Origin of the sequence: Prochlorococcus sp. MIT 0701 (assembly GCF_000760295.1) — a bacterium.
Classification (GTDB): domain Bacteria; phylum Cyanobacteriota; class Cyanobacteriia; order PCC-6307; family Cyanobiaceae; genus Prochlorococcus.
Genome location: NZ_JNBA01000010.1, coordinates 18,485 through 39,196, shown reverse-complemented (window position 1 = coordinate 39,196; position 20,712 = coordinate 18,485). Strand labels below are relative to the sequence as shown.

Below are 20,712 nucleotides of genomic sequence, written 5' to 3'. Positions count from 1 at the left end.
TCAAGCGTTTGCAAAGCAGAAACGAACGTTCAGGAGAGCTTTGCTCACTCCTCAGTGAGCAGCCCCTCCTGCTGAAGACCCTCGAGAGCGGAGGGATCTGGCAGCTGTTCCTCCTCGAGTTCATTCTCACCAGTAGGACGAACAAAAGCAGCGAAGTTGCTAGCCGATGGATCAATACCATGACGACTGCGTGTGGCCTCCAAATCAGCGTCACTGGGGTCAGCCAACACAGCAGTCGAACTGGCCGCAGGAGCTGCAGGCATTTCCACGGTGTAATCCGGACGCAAGTTCTGCATTCGGCGATAGCCCGCAGGGTCCTCGGCGAGGATGTCCGGGTGAGGTCCAGCCTCAGCTCGCAACTCTTCCTGGAAGCCACTGAAGCCCGTGCCGGCAGGAATCAACCGACCGATGATCACATTCTCTTTGAGACCACGTAGCCAATCGCTCTTACCCTCAATTGCGGCTTCAGTGAGCACTCGTGTGGTCTCTTGGAAAGAAGCCGCCGAGATAAAGCTGTCGGTGTTCAAAGACGCCTTGGTAATTCCCAGCAGAACAGGTGTGAATTCTGAAGGGGCTCCACCAGTGATCGCCATGGCCTGATTGGTGTCCTCCACCTGACGCAATTCGATTAACTCACCTGGCAGCAAAGTGGTATCACCAGCATCCTCAATCCGCACCTTGCTAGTCATCTGGCGCACAATCACCTCAATGTGTTTGTCGTGAATCGAGACACCCTGTGACTTGTAGACATTTTGAACCTCTGTGACCAAACGGTGCTGGAGTTTGGCGATCGCCTCTTGTGCAGCTTCCATCAACGGCTTGCGCACACGTAAATCCTCGAAAAAGCAATCGAGTAGCTCGTGAGGGTTAATCGGACCATCAGTGAGCAGTTCTCCAGCATGGACCTGCTGCCCATTGCTGACCATGACGTTACGACCAAGAAGAATCGGGTATTCGCCAATAGCATCATCTGCCTCAATCACAGTCACCGTGATTGATTCATCGTCTTCTCCTTGCTTGATCTCCACAGTGCCTGGCTTCTTACAGAGCACAGCAGATTCCCTTGGGCGACGAGCTTCGAGCAACTCCTCAATCCGCGGCAAACCCTGAACAATGTCTCCTGTCTTCTGACGTTCAAACACCAGCAACGCCAAAGCATCACCCCGCTGCACCAAATCGCCATCGCGAACGTGCAATACAGAATCTGGAGACACCATGTAAGGACGTCCAAGGCGCAAGGTGATTGCTTTGCCTTCAACCTCCTCTACCTCTCCGCAACAACTTGACGGCTCATCTTTTGCCAAAGAGTCGCCATCGACCAATCGCTGGCCTACCCCCACGAGGGGACTGCCCTTAGTCGTCACCGTAATGGTGTCTTCTTCACGCTCAACAATCAAACGCCGCACAGGGTCACCCTCCTGGGCAACAGGCAACTGGGCGATCCCCTCTTGCTTACAAAGGATCTGAGTTGTCGCAACCACATCACTAGCTTTAACCGACTGGCCGTCCTCAACCTGTAACTCGGTGTGAGTGGAGCCATGGCTTGAATCTGAGATTGTGTCACGACGCACAAGGATGCTCTCAAGAATCACCAAACGCAATCGTTCGATGGTCTTAGCTCGCTTGTCACGCACAGCCTCTACATCCACAGTCATCTGAGGAGTCGTGTCAAACGTCTCAAGAATGAGTTGGGTTTTGAGTAGCTCTACGCCCTCAACCGATTTGATCAGCTCTCCGTCCTTAAAGGCGAGTCGCTGGGTGGCCTTAATCCCCAGATGAGGCCCCTTCGGCTGCTTGACATGAGTCAACTCAGGGAGTTGTGCCTCATTTGGGATGGTGTATTCCTCCACAGGTCTTAGCAACAGACCAGTCCCCTCAGGTGTGTCCACGGTCTGCACAAAGACCATGGCTTCTGAGTTGATGCCCTTGGCAATCGTCTCGCCTGGGTTCACGATCTGGCCATCACCTGTGAAACGCTCTAAGGCCTTGGTTTCAGTGCAAAGGTGGAAACTGCCACTACGAACGATGATTTCGCGCAGGATGTCGTTCTTCTGAGTAACCGTTACGATCCCTGCGGTCTGGCTGAAGATGTCCTTCACAACCTCATTACCGGCCTCAATCCACTGGCCGTCCTCGATCATCAACAAGGAAATATCCTTGTTGATCTCATGTGTCTCCTGAGGGATCCAAAGCAAGGTGCCACCCTTATTCACCTCAAAGCCATTCTTGGCTGAGCGAGCCTTCTTGATCGCCAGACCAGGGGCAAATCGCACCAGACCACCGGTCTGAGTGCGGAAGCGGTCATCAGCCAATTCAGCCACCACTTCTCCATTGCCAATCTTGCTTCCGGGAATGGTGTTAAGGCGATAACGGGTACCATCTTTGGCCTCCAGATGCCAAAGTTCACCTGAATGAGTGGACTCTCCGAGCAGCTTGAAGTCTTTCATCGTCATCGAGGTAGTCACGATCTGCACCTCGCGAGAATCCCCGATCGAATCGCGTAGACGAACTTCACCTCCAAACTCGCTGGCCTGGCTGGCCTCCGCCAACACCTGACCACGTTCAACTTTGACATTGCCCTGGACTACAGGTTCGGCATTAGGAGGAAGGTTGTAGACATCCCCAGCAAGCACCCAAAGTCGCCCTAAACGCTGTGCCTTAAGAGTGATATTTCCCTGACGGTCTTTAACTTCTCTGGGCTGAATAGCCTTCTCATAACGAACCTGACCAGCCAGGTCACAAATCACATCTTTGGTGGCCTTCTCCACGCTCTTTTTCACCGCAACAGATGCGATCTGAACAACAGTCACATCCGCCTCGATCTCCTGACCATCACTAACGAACAGCAAAGATCCGGAGGTGATGTCGATCCTCTGCGCACGTCCCTTGCCTGAAGGCTTCACAGTGAGAGTGAAGTCCACCTCAGCCTGCTGAGCCTCTAGACCATGGGGAGTGCGATAACCACGCACACGAGACTTTGGACCAAACTCAACTGTGCCAGCAACAGTGGAGCGAACCACACCAGTCTCAGCGGTAGACACACCACCGGTATGGAAAGTTCGCATGGTGAGCTGCGTGCCCGGTTCACCGATGGACTGAGCAGCAATAATGCCGACGGCTTCACCGAGATCGGCTAATTCGTTGTGAGCCAATGCCCAGCCGTAGCACTTCCTACATACGGAACGATTGGCCTCACAGGTAAGCGGTGAGCGCACCATGATCTCAGTGATGCCTGCCTTGTCCAGACGCTTAGAAAGCGGTGGATCGATTTCCGTATCACGTTCAGCAAGAACTTCGCCGTCAGCATTGACGACTTGCTCTGAAGTGAGGCGACCAACAAGACGGCTACCGAAACCACCGTCCTCCACCTTCACCATGATGGCCCTAGTGGTGCCGCAATCATCCTCACGAACGATCACATCCTGAGCAACATCCACCAGACGACGCGTGAGATAACCGGAATCGGCCGTTCGCAACGCCGTATCAACAAGACCCTTACGTGCTCCGTAAGAGGAGATCACGTACTCAGTAACCGTTAGACCCTCGCGGAAGTTGGTGCGAATCGGTAAATCAATAATCTCCCCCTGCGGATTGGCCATCAGGCCACGCATCCCAACAAGCTGGCGCACCTGAGACATGTTTCCACGCGCCCCAGAGTTGGCCATCATCCAGACCGAGTTAAGCGGGTCGTTCTGGTTGAAATTCTTCTTGACCGCATCAACCAAACGCTCATTGGTTTCAGTCCAGGTATCAATCACCTTGGTATGTCGCTCAACCTCTGTGATTTCGCCAAGGCGATAACACTCCTCGGTGGCCGTGATCTGAGCCTCCGCCTGGCAAAGCAAGTCTTGCTTTGCCTCAGGCACCTTGAGGTCTTCCACGGAAATCGACACGGCAGCCTGAGTGGCGTAGCGAAAGCCAAGGTCCTTGAGATTGTCCGCCATGGAAGCGGTTACAGCGGTGCCGTGTGTCTTGAAAGCCCATGCCACCAGTTGCTTGAGGGCCTTCTTATCGACAACCCGGTTACGAAACTGCGGTGGAGTCTTCGCCAGTGCTGGCGAAGCGCTCGCCGCAGCAGCCTTCGCTGCCTTGGACTTGGACTTGGACTTGGCCTTGGGCTTGGTGGTCTTGGTCGAAGGCTTGCGGGATTTCGGGGAGGTTGAGGTCATGGCTACACGCGCATCAGGTCAGAGAAGAAAACTGGTTTTGGAGTGACTCAGGCAGCGGCCACCGCATCGATAATTGTGTAATTCATCACCACTCGACCCACTGTTGTGAGGATGTAGCGACTGATCAACGCTCCGTCTTCATCGAAACGGTCTCGGCGATAAGTCCACTGCTCAATGCGAGTGCCATCACTAAGTGATTCAGCCTTGAGAGGTTTGTCAATTTCATCTTCATCCTCTACCTCACCGTTGAAGCGAACCCAAACCCAGTCATGCAGGAGGAGTCTTTTATCTTCAAACGCATGGATGACGTCCCCTAAACCAGCATAGGTTCTGGATTGATCGCCAAACTCAGGAACAGAAGCTCCCGGCTTAATCGCCGTGAGGTAATAGGAGCCAAGCACCATGTCCTGGGAAGGCGTGATGATCGGATCGCCAGTGGCAGGTGAAAGGATGTTGTTACTGGCCAACATCAACATTCGCGCTTCCGTCTGAGCCTCAATCGCCAAAGGCACATGAACAGCCATTTGGTCGCCATCAAAGTCGGCGTTAAAGGCAGGGCAAACCAACGGGTGAAGCTGAATGGCACGGCCAGCAACCAGCTTCGGTTCAAAAGCCTGTATACCCAGACGGTGCAGAGTCGGTGCTCGATTCAACAGGATCGGATGCCCCTCGATGACCTCCTGCAGTACCTGCATCACCTCATCATCAGCTCGCTGAATCAACTTCTTAGCGGCTTTGATGTTGTTGACAATGTTTTGACGAATCAGGCGATGGATCACAAAAGGCTGGAATAGCTCGATTGCCATCTCTTTAGGCAAGCCGCACTGATGCATCTTCAGCTTGGGGCCCACCACAATCACGGAACGACCGGAATAGTCAACCCGCTTACCTAACAAGTTCTGGCGGAAGCGACCCTGTTTGCCCTCAATGATGTCACTAAGTGACTTCAACGGGCGATTATTAGCACCAACAACAGTTCGACCACGACGACCATTATCGATCAGAGCATCAACTGCCTCTTGGAGCATCCGCTTCTCATTGCGAACGATAATTTCAGGGGCCAAGATTTCCTGAAGTCGCGCAAGACGATTGTTGCGGTTAATCACCCGACGGTAGAGATCATTTAGGTCGGATGTAGCGAAACGTCCACCATCTAGTTGCACCATGGGGCGCAAATCTGGAGGAATAACTGGAATTGCATCCAGCACCATCCATTCAGGCCTTGCATTGGTCGCAATGAAATTATCAATCACTCTCAAACGCTTAATCAACTTGGCCCGTTTCTGCCCCTTACTAGAGGAAATATCCTCTCGCAACTGTTCAGCTACATCAGCTAACTCTAAATCTTCTAGCAATTGCTTTAGGGCTTCAGCACCGATGCCAACCATCGGCTCATTCTCAATCGTGGAATCTTCCGCATAGATCTCATCTTCGATCTCTAGCCACTCATCCTCAGTGAGTAATTGCTTATACTTTAGTTCCTTATGATCGCCAGGATCGAGCACTACATAACAGTTGAAGTAAACAATCTGCTCAACATCACGTAGTGGCATATCTAACAAGATCGCCACATAACTAGGTATCCCTTTCAAATACCAAACGTGGGAGACAGGAGCGGCCAACTTGATGAAGCCCATGCGATGACGCCGAACCCGACTTTCAGTGACCTCCACGCCACAGCGCTCACAGACAATGCCACGGTGTCGAACCCGCTTATATTTCCCGCAATGACACTCCCAATCCTTTGAAGGGCCGAAGATCTTCTCGCAAAAGAGCCCGTCCATCTCAGGCTTAAGGGTGCGGTAATTGATCGTCTCCGGCTTAGTCACTTCACCCACAACCTGCCCATTAGGAAGTGTGCGCTGACCCCACTCCATCACCCGATCTGGTGAAGCAAGTGTGATTTTGACGTAGTCGAAGTGGTTCTCTGTACGGAGGTTGCTGTTAGTCATGAACGAATCGCAAACAGTTTGGGAAACGAAAAGCAGTTAGGTAAGGCCGTTAATCTTCGTCGTAATCCGCAACTCCAAGGGATTCGTAAGTGGGTCGGCTAGGAGTACTACGGCGAGGGTTCACATCCTGCATCAGATCCACTTCTTTGCCTTCATCGGTATAAACAGCGATATCGAGCCCGAGAGACTGAAGCTCACGCATCAACACCTTGAAAGACTCGGGTGTCCCCGGTCTGGGGATAGGCTTGCCCTTAACGATTGCATTGAGGGCTTCATTACGACCCTGCATATCGTCTGATTTAACAGTAAGCAGCTCCTGCAGGGTGTAAGCGGCGCCATAAGCCTCAAGAGCCCACACCTCCATCTCACCCAAACGTTGGCCACCTTGTTGAGCCTTACCGCCAAGAGGTTGCTGGGTTACCAGTGAATACGGACCTGTTGAGCGAGCATGGATCTTGTCGTCAACCAGATGAACAAGCTTCAGAATCTGTGCATAACCAACAGTCACCGGCTGGTCGAAAGGTTCACCCGATCGTCCATCAATCAATTGAAGCTTGCCAGGATTTTCAGGGTTGTAGACCCATTCCTTACCTGGCTGTTTGGCAGCTTCCTTGAGATAAGCCTCAACTGTCTGCTGAGACTTTTCAGCTCCATACATTTCATCAAAAGGCACCACCTTGACGCGACAGTCGAGATTGGCTGCTGCCCATCCCATTAAGCACTCAAACACCTGTCCTACATTCATCCGGCTGGGCACGCCCAAAGGATTCAAAACGATGTCAACTGGAGTGCCATCGGGCAGAAAAGGCATATCTTCGCGGGGAAGAATGCGACTGATAATTCCTTTATTGCCGTGGCGACCGGCCATCTTGTCGCCAACCTGGATCTTGCGACGCTGAGCCACATACACTCGAGCGACCATATTGGCGCCAGGGGGAAGCTCATCACCCTGTTCACGAGTGTAAATACGAACGTCCACAACTCGTCCTCGTTCAGTGCTGGGAACGCGCAGAGAGTTATCACGCACATCGCGCGCTTTTTCACCAAAAATGGCACGCAAAAGCTTCTCTTCGGGAGGCTGATCTGACTCACCTTTAGGCGTCACTTTGCCCACCAAAATGTCGCCGCTCTCGACAAAAGCACCGATGCGAATGATGCCCATTTCATCAAGATTGCCAAGACTTTCCTCGGCAACATTGGGTATCTCCCTGGTGATCTCCTCGGGACCAAGCTTTGTCTGTCGTGCCTCGATCTCATACTTCTCGATATGCACCGAGGTGTAGAGGTCGTCCTTAACCAAGCGTTCGCTAACAAGAATAGCGTCCTCGTAGTTGTAACCCTCCCAAGGCATATAAGCGACCAAAACGTTCTGACCTAAAGCAATTTCACCGCCTTCACAAGCCGAACCATCCGCGAGAACCTGACCCACGATCACCGGATCACCCTGGCAGACAATCGGACGCTGATTGAGACAGGTGTCCTGATTTGAACGCTGATACTTCTGCAGGTAGTGGGTGTGATCAACCCCATCCTCATCCCGGACGATGATCGCAGTGGCATCCACGAATGTGACCATGCCATTAACACGGGAGATGGGCACCATCCCGGAATCACGAGCCACCTGAGTTTCGAGCCCTGTCCCCACCAAAGGACGCTCAGGTCGCAACAGTGGTACGGCCTGCCGTTGCATATTTGATCCCATCAGAGCCCTATTGGCGTCATCGTGCTCGAGAAAAGGAATCAAGGAGGTGGCGACAGAGATCACCTGCACCGGCGAGAGCTGCACATAATCCACCTGCTCAGGTGGAACTTTTTCGAAGTCCTGGCGATAACGTACCGGAATTAATTCAGCGAGAATCTGTCCATCGGCATCAGTGGCCACATCACCAGGAGCCACACGACACTCATCCTCAAGATCAGCTGATAGATAGATGGGGTCACCCTCTTTGATCAGGCGACCGTTCTCAACCTTCCAGAAGGGGGTCTCAATGAAGCCATACTGATTGACGCGAGCGTGGGTAGCTAGTGAATTGATCAAACCTGCATTCGGGCCTTCCGGTGTCTCAATTGGGCAGAGACGGCCATAGTGAGAGGGGTGAATATCACGCACCGCGAAGCCGGCACGCTCCCTAGTGAGGCCCCCTGGCCCCAGAGCGGAGATACGACGTTTGTGGGTGAGCTCAGCCAATGGATTCGTCTGATCCATGAACTGACTCAACTGACTGGAACCGAAGAACTCCTTAACAGCTGCAACGAGAGGCTTGGGGTTCACCAACTGAGCTGGCGTGAGCGAATCGGTCTCACCCACCGTCATCCGTTCCTTGATAATCCTCTCCAGGCGATTGAGGCCAACCCGGACCTGGTTCTGCAAAAGTTCACCCACGGAACGCACTCGACGATTGCCCAGGTGATCAATGTCATCAAGGCTGGCACCACCCACATCGAGTTCTAAGTTGATCAAATAATCAAGGGTTGAGAGCACATCCTCATGGGTGAGGGTACGCACCGTATTCGGGATAGTTAGACGCAGCTTTTTATTAATCTTGTAACGGCCAACTCGGCCAAGGTCGTAACGCTTGGGATCAAAAAATCGGGTCTGCAGGAGCTGTTGTCCGCCGCTTACTGAAGGAGGCTCACCAGGACGAAGCTTTTTGTAGAGCTCAAGCAAAGCCTGATCCTCTGAACTAATTCCCTCCTCATTTGCAGCCTCAATAGACTTCTTGTAATACTCGGGGTGACGAAGCTTATCGATTACATCGTTGTCTGATAGCCCCATGGCCCGCATCAAAACATGGGCATTAATTTTGCGTGTTTTATCAACACGCACATGCAGAAGATCGTTCTTATCTGTTTCGAACTTTAGCCAGGCGCCACGATTAGGGATAACACTGGCATTATATGTTCTTCGTCCGTTCTTATCCTGTTCATCCTTAAAATATACCCCTGGGCTGCGCACAATCTGATTAACAATGACCCTCTCTGCACCATTGATAATGAACGTACCTCGCTCAGTCATGAGAGGAAGCTCGCCAATAAATACCTCCTGCTCCTTAATCTCACCTGTTTCCTTATTCACTAAGCGACAGGTCACATACATCTGCGAGGCGAACGTCGCATCACGGCGCTTGGCCTCTTCAACATCGTGGCGAGGCCGCTTCAGTCGGTATTCATTGCCAACGAAATGGAGTTCAAGCTTGCCTGTGTAGTCAGTGATCGGAGAAAAGCTATCCAACTCCTCGATCAAGCCCTCATCAAGAAACCACTTGAAGCTCGCCCGCTGAACTTCAACAAGATCAGGCAGGTAGGTGGCGGTCTTGGCGACCTGAATCGCGCTGCTGCTCATGCGGAGACCTGCAGTTGAGAAGTGAAATTGGAAGACCTGAACAATCGACGGGCCTAGATCCGAGTCGGCAGCACAAAAGACAGCGGCAGCCGCTCCCTTACCAAGGAGAGGCTGCCGCACTCATGGGCTCAGAGATCTCGAGTCAAAAAGACTGACGTCAACAATGCACCAGAAGACAATGGGCGCTTCGGGCGGCAGGGACGCAGAAAAACTGCATCATGGCCAGACCAGTCAACAATTTTACACTTGTAGAGCGCCAAACACCTGCCCAATGTCTTGAGATCAGGGCAAAGAAAACAATCGTCTTGCATTAGCCGTGGTATTGGTTGCAACTAAGGCCAAAGACTGCCCTCGAAGCTCAGCCACCCGAGAAGCCACAGCCTCGACGAAGGCAGGCTCATTGCGCTTACCCCTTCGAGGCACTGGGGCCAGAAACGGGCAATCCGTCTCGACTAGAAAACGATTCTGCGGAACTTCGCGCGCGCAGGCGTGAATGGCCTCAGCCTTCGGGAAGGTGACTGTGCCACTGAAACTGATGTAAAGGCCAAGATCCAAGCAGGCCTTCATGTCCTCTGTTGTGCCGCCCCAGCAATGCATCACCCCCCTAGGGCAACGACCCTCCTTCTGGCGCTGACGCAACTCCAACAGCATGGGATCAAATGCATCACGACAATGAATGATCACGGGAAGATCCAACTCCGTGGCCAAATCCAGCTGCGGTCTCAGCACAGCAAACTGCTGTTCAAGGTTTGAATCCCGGTAAAGATCAAGCCCCAGTTCACCAATAGCCACCACCCTTGAATCTTCAAGAGCTGCATCTCGCAAAAGCGACTGCGTCTGATGATTCCAGTGCTGCGTGTCGAGGGGATGAACCCCCACTGAATAGCGCAGCTCAGGGAAACGATCCGCCAAAGCACGAATCGCAGGAATCTCTGCAGGTTCCACGCACGCATGCAGCAGGCTCGCTACGCCTGCCTGTCGCCAGCGAGCAGCTACCTCATCGAGATCATCATCGAAATTGCGAAAGACGATGTGACAATGACTATCGATAAGAATCGGAGACGACACCAGAACCCAAAACGCTTGTTTGGCCCCATTGTGCAGGCCTTCCCTCATCAAGGGAAAGGACAAACCCTTTCACGAGGGACCATGACAATCAGCCCTATGTGCTTGGCGCCGGTTCAATCGCATGCTTCACAGCTGCACTAAGACGAGACTTCTGATGGGCAGCGGTGTTGCGATGCAGAACTCCACATTTCACCGCCTTATCAATCTTGCTGAAGGCCGAATCAATGCTGGCCTGCACATTCGCTTTAGCTGTCTCGCCAGGCTGCTGAGAATAATTACTACAAGCGCTGAAGCAACGCTTCATTAATGTGCGCATGGCCGATTTATACGACTTGTTCTCAAGACGGTTGCGCTCGGCAATCTGAACACGCTTCTTGGAAGACTTGTTATTGGCCACAGATCCTTGCGCTGATTCAACAATCGATCACATTAACCCAGCACCTATTTTTCAAATGCCATTGCAAGCGCTTTAAGACAAGCCAGAAGAGCAAGCCCTAACTTGATTTCAGATATTCAGGTTGCAGACTTTGACACAAAGCGGCCAGGCCGAGTCAGAGACTCCCTCAACCCTGATTCATTGTGTTCGGGATCAGCAACAAGCCAAGCGTGAACTAGAGCGGCTGGCCAACCGCTCTACCGGCAATTCTCAAAAGCAAGCGATGGCGACGGTGGAGGACATTCTCGACACCGTTCGCAGTCAAGGGGACCAAGCCCTAAGGACCTTGACCGAGCGCTTTGACGGTTTTCGTCCAGAGCCATTGACCGTAGCTCCAGAAGAGTTGGAAGACGCCTGGCGAAAAACTCCCAAAAGCCTTCAATCTGCTCTGGAGCTGGCCTATCGCCGTATCCAGGATTTCCATCAGCATCAGCGACCGAATGACCTGATGGTGCAAGGCATCCACGGCGAACAATTGGGCCGCCGCTGGCGCCCTGTACAAAAAGCCGGGATCTACATTCCAGGAGGCCGAGCTGCCTATCCGAGCACCGTGCTAATGAATGCAGTCCCTGCACAAGTAGCCGGCGTAGAGCAGCTGGTGATGACTTCACCTGCTGGAAGGGATGGTCAGATCAACAGAACCGTTCTAGCCGCCGCACACCTAGCAGGAATTCGTGAGGTCTTGCGTCTCGGTGGTGCCCAGGCCATCGCAGCCCTGGCCTTTGGCACTGAAACCGTGCCAAAGGTCGATGTGATCAGCGGACCCGGCAATCTCTACGTCACCCTTGCGAAAAAGGCCGTCTACGGGCAAGTGGGCATTGATTCGCTAGCCGGCCCAAGTGAGGTTTTAGTAATCGCCGACCAGAGTGCTCATGTTGAGCAGGTGGCCGCCGATCTACTGGCCCAATCAGAACACGATCCACTTGCTGCTGCAGTACTACTCACCACGGAAGCAAGCCTCGCCGAACTGCTCCCATCCCAGCTGGAGGCTCAGCTTAAGGGGCATCCTCGCGAGCAGATCTGCCGAGCCTCTTTAAGCAACTGGGGGCTGGTGGTGATATGCGACAGCCTGGACACCTGCGCTCAACTCAGCGATCACTTCGCACCTGAGCACCTGGAGTTATTGGTCGAGCACCCGCACGCCATTGCCGACCGCATCAACAATGCCGGCGCCATCTTCATCGGCCCCTGGACCCCTGAAGCAGTAGGTGACTATCTAGCCGGGCCAAACCACACACTACCGACATGCGGAACGGCCCGCTTCAGTGGCGCCCTAAGCGTGGAAACATTTCTGCGGCACACCTCTCTGATCGAATTCAATCGATCTGCCCTTGAGGCCACTGCTGACGCCGTAAGAGAATTGGCCAGCAGCGAAGGCTTGCACAGCCATGCTGAATCCGTGCGTATCCGCTTCGAATAACCCTCTACTCACGGCGCTGTAGACGACGCACTCCCGCAACACCATCACTAATCTCGCCAACCAAAACTTCATCGGTGAGATTGACGAACAAACCGTTCTCCAAGACACCCGGAAGATTGTTAATTCGACACTCCAGATCCTCAGGATCACCAATACCCCCGGCCATGCTCACATCCAAAACGAGATTGCCCTGATCGGTGACCACCGGACCGGCCTTGCAGTGAGCCATACGCAAATCAGCAATACCGCCCAACTCAGCCAAGCGACCCTGCACCTGTCGCCAAGCACCAGGCAAGACCTCAACAGGAAGTAAAAAACCAAGGTTGAGCCGATCAACAATCTTTGTGGAATCAACAACAACCACAAAGCGATCCGCTCTACTGGCGACAAGCTTCTCCTGCACATGGCAGGCCCCGCCACCTTTAATTAACTGAAAAGAGGGATCAACTTCATCAGCTCCATCGATCGCCAAATCAATGCGATCTACGGCCGTGAGGTTGCGCAAGGGAATCCCCAACTCCGCAGCCATCACTTCGCCTTGGAAAGAGGTGGTAACGCCAACAATGTCCCGAAGCTCCCCACTGGCCAGCTTGTCACCAAGAGCCTGGATCATCAGAGCTGCCGTCGAGCCTGAACCCAAACCAAGCACCATGCCATCTTTGATCTGTTCCACAGCGGCTGCCGCCACCGCCTGCTTCATCTGAGTTTGAAGGTCCACCATCGTTTCTGAATCATCGGCGCGACGGTAGCAAGGGCAAGGGTTTCAACTAAGGCCAGGTAATGCGGCTGGATTAACCGAAAGGCTCATCTCTTGACCATTACGCATGATCCTTAATGAGAAGGGCACACCGATCTCAGCCTGATCAACCTGCTTAAGCAGAGTTTGTGGATCAGAGACTGATGTTTCAGCTGCAGCAATCACCAGATCACCACGCCGCAAACCAGCTCGTTCCGCCGGGCTATCCGGCAAAACACTCTGTACAAGCGCCCCAAAGCGTTCAGGTAGTTCCACCAGCGAATTCGGATCACGATTGTGCTCCCTGGCAATACGAGCTGTCAGCGGCACCAATTGGACACCCAAATAAGGATGCACCACCTCCCCACTGGTCAAAAGCTGCTCAGAAACATGTCGAGCCAAATTGATCGGGATAGCAAATCCCAAACCAGCACCTGGACCAGAACGAACCAGGGTGTTGATACCGATCACCTCACCACGACCATTCACGAGTGGACCACCGGAATTACCTGGGTTAATCGCGGCATCGGTCTGAATCAAATCCAGACGTTTATCAGAGAAGCCGAGGCTGCTGATATTGCGATGCAGGCTGCTAACAATGCCAAGGGTGACGGTGCGTTCAAGGCCATAGGGGGTGCCAAGAGCAATCGCCCAATCACCTACCTCAAGCGCATCTGAATCACCAAGAGGAGCGGCCTCAGGACGGGTGTCCCCATCCAGTCGCACAAGAGCCAGATCAGTAACAGGATCCGTCCCGACAACCGAACCATCGTGCTGATCACCATCGGCAAGGGTGACGCTGACCGCATCCACCCGTTCAACTACATGAGCATTGGTCAGCACCAACCCCTGGTCATCAATCACGACACCCGAACCCTGACCCCGCTCACGCTCTGGCCCAATTCCTGGCTCGCCCAAGAGATCTCGCAGCAAGGGATCGATCAGCGTGGGATCAAAAGGCTGACGCTGAACAGTGCGTTCCGTATCAATGCGAACCACTGCGGGCGCGACCTGACTTACCGCATCAGCAACAAAGTTATGGCTGCTCGTCCCATCAAAACTAGACAAAGCCCAAACAGGCTGAACCCCGGCAGCAAAGGGGAACAGCACGGCCATCAAAAACAATCCCCAAAAGCGCTTCAAAACAATGCAACCCTGTTGCAGCAACAGCCTGAAAGAAATCATGGCCTCGAGGCTAAGCCGAAACAGAGGGGCGAGACAAAGCCACGCCACCGATCTGCCAGAAGAATGCTGAAATCAATACTTTGTGTGCCTATTTCTATGCCTAGGAGGTTGCTAATGATTTGAGACCAAACGATCAAGCCGACTCCAACAAGAAGTCATCAGCAAGCAAACTCCAACAATCCGATGCTATGTCGATGACACCACAGCAAATCATCAGCACCAAAGCCCCTGAGGATGGGAGCATTCGTTCTTCGATGGGAGAAGAAGCATGGGATCAAATCCTGCCATGCTATCTAAAATTCAAACAGCAGAAGATCCTACAAATCAATCCTGTCAATTAGGCTACATTGGCTTTGGTTAAGAATTGAAGGACTAGAAGGCCTGGCGAAGCATTAAAAGTGAGAACACACAGAAATCATGATGCATAACGGAGAATAATTCTTATAGTTTACGCACTAATATAAATCTCTGAGTATTAAGAGATTTCAAGACAGATGACTGATAGCAATAGCAACTCTCAATGACAATGGGCCCGGCTAAAAACCATTAAGGAAAGAACCATCTCAAGCCAAGGTTGACACCATTCTGATAATTACTATAGCTATTATCAGAATCATAACCAGCGTACTCAATACCAAAGTACTTCCAAGAAAGAGTTAATTGCGCTGAATTCCCAACTGTATAAGCAAGTCCTACCTGAGCAGTTCCAGAGAGGTCCTTCTTGCCAGAAAGACCGAATCCTCCCGCATCCAACCTCATAAAAGCCTGCCATTCTGGGCTCATGGCGTAGGTCGCCTGCATGCCAAGCAAAGGCTGAACCCAGGTGCGATCAATAGATCCGCTTGCACTCTTCTCCAACTCTGGTATTTCTTTCTTTGTTAACGTCCTGCCATTAACTTTGACATCCGCTGACAAAGACATATCCATATCCATGCCTGCATCAATGACTCGTGCGCCAAGAAAGCCTATGAAAGTTGAGTCGCCTGTTTTCATGACTGGCTGTTCAATGGCACCAAGGCGATAGCGCAAAGCAAGGTCAACTACAGACTGATTAAAATCTGTAGTTGATTGACTATTAAGCTTCAGGCCATCAATTGCAGGATGAAGCTCTTCACCATCAAAGCTATTTGTACCACTCTGATCCTCAGACGACGTGCCATAAATAATCCCAGCCATGAAACCTAGTCGCCCATACTCCACAGAAGCTCTTCCTGTAAAAAGTCCTGTAACCGTAGCCAAAACATCGGCAAGGCTCGAGTCTATAGGCGCAGTGTTTCCATTGATTGTGATGTCTCCAGTGGTCGATAATGGCAGGAATCCATAAAGGTCCAAATACACTCTCCAATCATCCTCTTCCAATACATCCTCATTCTCTTCAACCACCTCATCATCTTCAAGCTGATCTGGTTCAATCGAAACTAAGACCTGCCCCTGATCAGGATTGCGCTCATACAGAGATTGCTCTGCAAAGGCCTCAGAGGACAACATTGAAAAAGTAGAAATTGCAATCAGTGCTATTAGGCGTCGCGAAGGTGTCATGTTTTTTGTATGAGTGGGGAGAATAATAAAAAGAATATTTTAGCTACCAGTTGGAAATAGGAACTGAACCTGAGTACGGATCGTAAATTCACCTTGAAGTTTTTCTCCAAAGATTTCCGGCCTTACAGCATTCCAATAGGCACTTAGCGAAGCATTAACAGGTTGATTGCCAATTCTAAAGACCCTACCTATCCCAGCTCCAATAGGAACCATCCAACCCTTGCCATCATCTGCATTCCAGTCATTCGTGATAACTGGTGAACTCGTAATGTACCAACCCTTCGGCATGTTGTAGTTCAGAAATGGCTGGATCAAAAGCTTATTCACATCTTTGGCTCCACGTCCTGAAAAGGACCAGACATTATTAGCAAGTCCTCCTAGGACCCATGGCCCTGTGCTATAGACGACAACTACTGAAGGCCCAGCACTCCAACGCTGAGAACTGATGCGAATATCGGTCGCCGATGGAATGATCAAAGTTGGCCCAAGGCCGATCGTAAGATTCCCCTTAAGAGTTGGTACCAGCCAAACACTCGGATTGATATCTCCTATGGCTGTAAAGTCCACTCCGTCAGCCCATGGCTGATTAACAATTGGCACAATCGTTCGTGTGACCAAGGTAAGGTCATTGCTGACCTTAAATGGCACAACAGGCTGCACATTGACAACATTTTGCGTACGATTATCACGTGCCGACGGGTCAATTAATGAAGGCGCCCATTGAGTTCCAGGCGTTGCATTCCACTGAATTGGGAAGCTGATCATGCTCGCAATCGGATTCTGAGCTTCCTTGGCCAACTCTTCCGTGTTGTCTTGATCTGCTCCAGCCTCTAGGTTCGCTTTTGAACTCGATTCAGGGTCTGCAGAATCTGCCTGAGCGATCTTCTCTTGAATGGTCAGCGCCGAGAAATCAAATGGCTGCTCAGGACCAATGTCATGATGCTCAGCAAAAGATGGTTGCATGACCATGGCACTGAGGGCAGCTCCTGCAGTCAGCACACATCGTCTTAGTGGTAATGCTACTGGAGCAATTCTTGCCATTGGTTGAAAAAAATTCAGGGTATTATCGCCTATTCCAAAAGACAATTCCTATTAAGTGGTAATAAAAAGTGATAAATCCAACCAGCAATCCAGATCCCAGCACTGACCTCATCACCAGAATGTTCCCGTTGATGAATAGCGAAGAACACATGACTCTTATGCTTCGTTTTTGATAGCAAATAAGACGAAGCCAATCAGCGCGTCAAGGCATCATTGGGAAGGGATATCATTCTAGAATTGTTCAGACATGGGTCACGGTCCAGTCTCATTAGCGATTGATGAGACTATTGAGCGAGTTGCATTCACATGTCTCTTCCACAACTTGGGAAAGACTTCTTTAGATCAAATCCTTGCGATTTTTTGAAATTTAGCAACAAGTCAGTCTGGATACGCAACCAACTTTGGACACATCCCTGTTAAATGGTGATCAGTAATAAAACATCTCCTACTTCAAAGCAAACATGAAATTCAGAATACTTGTTTGGCTTGCATGTATCATAAGTTTCACTGCAACATCCGCCGCCAACGCAGAAGAGATTAATCGCCGGCGCCTTCCTATCGCAGATCCATATCCTCAGAAGGTTGAAGAGCGCTTACCGAGTCAAGTCAAGATGCCAAGGCAACATGTAGTCGAGGCACCCAAAGAAGCACCCAATGTTGTTGTCATCTTGTTGGATGATGTTGGCTTTGGTGCCCCTTCGCCCTTTGGCGGAGTGGTGCAAATGCCGGCCCTGCAAGAACTAGCAAACAATGGCCTGAGTTATAACCGATTTCATACTTCAGCCCTATGTGCACCTACCCGAGCTGCTCTCAAAGCTGGCCGTAATCACCATGTAATGAACATGGGCTCGATCCCTGAAATTGCGACTGGATATGCGGGTAATACTACCGTTGTGCCTAACTATGCCGAGCCTGTAGCGGAGATCCTACGGCTCAATGGCTACAACACAGGCGCTTTTGGTAAATGGCATGAAACCCCTGGTCGTGAAACCACTGCTGCGGGACCACAAACCCGCTGGCCAACCAGACAGGGATTTGAAAAATTTTATGGCTTCATCGGAGCAGAAGAAAATATGTATGAGCCATCGCTTCACGATGGGGTCACAATCATTGATTACCCAGATCGTGAGAATTACCACTTCCTTGAAGATATGACAGATCAGGCAATTGCCTGGATGCGCCAACAACAGGGCCTGCGCCCAGACAAGCCTTTCTTTATTTATTATGCATCTGCTGGCTCACATGCACCACACCATGTAAGCCCTGAATGGATTCAAAAGTACAAGGGAAAATTTGATAAAGGCTGGGATGTTATTAGAGAAGAGACGCTCGCAAATCAGATCGCAAAAGGTGTTGTACCTACAAACACACAATTGGCAGAAAAGCCCGCAAGTGTGCCGGACTGGAATGATCTTAGTGATGTGCAAAAACGCATGTTTGCACGTCAAGCAGAGGTGTTTGCGGCTTTTACAGAATACTCAGATTATCAAGCTGGGCGACTGATCCAGGCCCTTGATGAGCTTGGTGAACTTGATAACACAATGATTATTTATATCAGTGGTGATAACGGCACAAGTTCAGAAGGAAACCAAACCGGCAACTGGAACTGGGGACACATGCTTAACGGCATCCCTGAAACACTTGAGGCTCAGTTAGAGCATTATGACAATTGGGGAGATCGAAACACCTATCCACATATGGCAGTCGGCTGGGCAATTGCTTTTGATACTCCATTTGCGTTAACCAAACAAATTGCCGGTGATTTTGGCGGTACACGCAATGGCACTGTGATTCATTGGCCTGAGGGCATCACATCAAAAGGAGAATATCGCCAGCAATTCTCCCATGTGATTGATGTTGCGCCAACGATCCTTGAAGCTGCTGGTTTACCCATGCCTGAAGAGATCAATGGGATTGCACAAATCCCGATGCAAGGAACCAGCCTTGTTTATTCTTTCGATAACGCTGATGCACCCGAGCGTCACAAGGTTCAATATTTCGAAGTTGTTGGCAATCGTGGAATCTATCAAGATGGCTGGATGGCAAGAGCCACAGTTGGCCTGCCATGGGAAGCGCCCAAGAAAATGCATAGCCTCGCCAAAGATGATGGATGGGAGTTATACGACACGCGCAATGATTTCAGCCTAGCTAACAACTTGGCAAGTCAGTATCCAGAACGGCTCGAGTCAATGAAACGACTCTTCTTGAAAGAAGCAATCGCCAATCAGGTACTTCCCTTAGATGATCGGCTTTTACAACGCTTGCTGCCTTCTGTTGCAGGCCGGCCAACAATTATGGGCTCGAGGACACAACTTGATCTCTACCCAGGCTCGTGGGATCTTGTTGAAGATGCCATCCTCAACGTTAAGAACATTTCCAACAGCATTACAGCCAAGGTTGAAATTGACTCAATCGAAGATGCCAACGGCGTGATCATGGCCCAAGGGAGCCGCTTTGGCGGATGGTCACTTTATGTAGAAGATGGTTATCCCGCCTATGCCTATAACTACCTCGGCAATCTTCATACCTTCCGCAGCAAGGAGAAACTCTCTTCTGGCAGCACCAAGATTCGCTTTGAGATGGATTACGATGGTGGAGGCGCTGGCAAGGGTGCAGATGTACGCCTACTAGTTGATGACAAAATCACATCCACTGGCAGGATTGATGCAACCGTTGGCTCACGTTTTTCGATTGACGAAGGTGCTGATGTCGGTATGGATCGTGGATCACCTGTTGCTCAAAGAGTGATTGGGGATCAGCGATTCAGTGCTTTCAATGGGACCATCAACAAGGTGACATTGGAGATCTATCCACAGTGACATTGGTTGGGCACTCTGAATGTGCTCATGCTTAGTCATCTTGGCTTTCAGCCAACAATTAAAGATGGACACATTCCCCCCTGCAGACTTTAATTGTGACCACATCTTTATCAGTAGAGATGGCAACCATCCCCGAAGGGCTCTATCGGGTTGGTTGTGACCGCTGCTATCCGGATGGTTCAGTTCGCTGCTATCCGGAGGAAGCACCCGCGCGAGAAGTGCAGCTTGACTCATTCCAGATCGACGTAGGGCCAGTCACCAATGCCCAGTTCCGAGCTTTCGTAAGCGACACGCAGCATCTCACAGTCTCGGAGCTACCACCTGATCCAACGCTCTATCCCGATCTACCGCCCGAGGAGCGCATCCCTGAATCAGTTGTATTTCAACCACCTCCAGCAACGGTGGATCGCAGCAAACCCCTGAGCTGGTGGGCGCTTGTGGCTGGGGCTGACTGGCGTCACCCCCAAGGACCCAAAAGCAATCTCGATGGCCTTGATGATCACCCTGTCGTGCATGTCGCCTACGCCGACGCCATGGCCTATGCCCATTGGGCTGGCAAGCGTCTCCCCTCTGCTGAGGAGTGGGAAGTCGCCGCCCGCGGAGGTCTTGTCGATGCCCAATACGCCTGGGGGAATGAACTCACTCCAAATAACCGCTGGATGGCGAACATCTGGCAAGGTCCTTTCCCGTGGCACAACGAGGAGTTAGACGGCTGGTTCTGGACTTCGCCCGTTGGCAGCTTTCCTGCCAACGGCTATGGACTCTTGGATGTTTGCGGAAATGTGTGGGAATGGACCAACTCTGTTTATCCCGTGGCGTCAGGCCACCAGGAACGGCGAACGATCAAAGGCGGATCGTTTCTCTGCGCAGATAATTACTGCGTCCGCTATCGACCCTCTGCACTACAAGGCCAGACAGTAGACACAGCCACCTGTCACATGGGCTTTCGCTGTGCAAAAGGAGGACCTTGATTGCTGACTCACTTAAAGAGCATCAACCCCTTC

Annotated in this window: 12 protein-coding genes; 3 read left to right on the top strand and 9 right to left on the bottom strand. The window is 51.5% G+C overall.

Features of this window, described 5'->3' with window-relative positions; all coding sequences use genetic code 11:
• Nucleotides 1–44 precede the first annotated feature (44 nt).
• The 5 genes from EV12_RS02065 to rpsT all read right to left on the bottom strand — a co-directional run bounded on the left by EV12_RS02065 (nt 45) and on the right by rpsT (nt 10,929).
• Complete coding sequence (locus EV12_RS02065) at nt 45–4,169, bottom strand: DNA-directed RNA polymerase subunit beta' (RefSeq protein ID WP_036911351.1); 4,125 nt, start codon at nt 4,167–4,169, stop codon at nt 45–47.
• A 47-nt stretch (nt 4,170–4,216) separates the two neighbouring features.
• Nucleotides 4,217–6,121 carry a DNA-directed RNA polymerase subunit gamma gene (locus EV12_RS02060; RefSeq protein WP_036911349.1) on the bottom strand — a complete coding sequence of 635 codons (1,905 nt, stop codon included), beginning with the start codon at nt 6,119–6,121 and terminating at the stop codon, nt 4,217–4,219.
• Nucleotides 6,122–6,170: 49 nt separating this feature from the next.
• Nucleotides 6,171–9,464 (bottom strand): DNA-directed RNA polymerase subunit beta, encoded by a 3,294-nt coding sequence (gene rpoB, locus EV12_RS02055; RefSeq protein WP_036911437.1) that lies wholly within the window; start codon nt 9,462–9,464, stop codon nt 6,171–6,173.
• 282 nt (nt 9,465–9,746) lie between these two features.
• Entirely contained in the window at nt 9,747–10,580 is an 834-nt protein-coding gene (locus tag EV12_RS02050) for a TatD family hydrolase (protein ID WP_036911347.1), read from the bottom strand.
• A gap of 46 nt (nt 10,581–10,626) precedes the next feature.
• Nucleotides 10,627–10,929, bottom strand: coding sequence for a 30S ribosomal protein S20 (gene rpsT / locus EV12_RS02045; RefSeq protein ID WP_036911345.1), 303 nt, complete (start codon nt 10,927–10,929; stop codon nt 10,627–10,629).
• A 130-nt stretch (nt 10,930–11,059) separates the two neighbouring features.
• Between rpsT and hisD the strand changes: the two genes are divergently transcribed.
• The gene (hisD, locus tag EV12_RS02040) at nt 11,060–12,388 is read left to right on the top strand and encodes a histidinol dehydrogenase (protein ID WP_036911435.1); all 1,329 of its coding nucleotides are present in this window, start codon (nt 11,060–11,062) and stop codon (nt 12,386–12,388) included.
• A 4-nt stretch (nt 12,389–12,392) separates the two neighbouring features.
• Here the strand turns inward: hisD and rpiA are convergent, their stop codons facing one another.
• From rpiA to EV12_RS02020, 4 genes are all read right to left on the bottom strand, one after another.
• A complete protein-coding gene (gene rpiA / locus EV12_RS02035) occupies nt 12,393–13,109 on the bottom strand; it encodes a ribose-5-phosphate isomerase RpiA (RefSeq protein WP_036911343.1) in 717 nt (238 codons plus the stop codon).
• A 42-nt stretch (nt 13,110–13,151) separates the two neighbouring features.
• Entirely contained in the window at nt 13,152–14,309 is a 1,158-nt protein-coding gene (locus EV12_RS02030) for a trypsin-like peptidase domain-containing protein (protein ID WP_036911433.1), read from the bottom strand.
• Nucleotides 14,310–14,855: 546 nt separating this feature from the next.
• The gene (locus tag EV12_RS02025; protein WP_241466484.1) at nt 14,856–15,692 is read right to left on the bottom strand and encodes a hypothetical protein; all 837 of its coding nucleotides are present in this window, start codon (nt 15,690–15,692) and stop codon (nt 14,856–14,858) included.
• Between the two features lie 195 nt (nt 15,693–15,887).
• Complete coding sequence (locus EV12_RS02020) at nt 15,888–16,889, bottom strand: hypothetical protein (RefSeq protein WP_036911339.1); 1,002 nt, start codon at nt 16,887–16,889, stop codon at nt 15,888–15,890.
• 461 nt (nt 16,890–17,350) lie between these two features.
• Between EV12_RS02020 and EV12_RS02015 the strand changes: the two genes are divergently transcribed.
• Both EV12_RS02015 and EV12_RS02010 read left to right on the top strand, forming a co-directional pair.
• The gene (locus tag EV12_RS02015) at nt 17,351–19,708 is read left to right on the top strand and encodes an arylsulfatase (RefSeq protein ID WP_036911337.1); all 2,358 of its coding nucleotides are present in this window, start codon (nt 17,351–17,353) and stop codon (nt 19,706–19,708) included.
• A 119-nt stretch (nt 19,709–19,827) separates the two neighbouring features.
• Nucleotides 19,828–20,679, top strand: a complete 852-nt coding sequence (locus tag EV12_RS02010; protein WP_052039448.1) for a formylglycine-generating enzyme family protein — start codon at nt 19,828–19,830, stop codon at nt 20,677–20,679.
• The last annotated feature ends 33 nt before the right edge of the window (nt 20,680–20,712 follow it).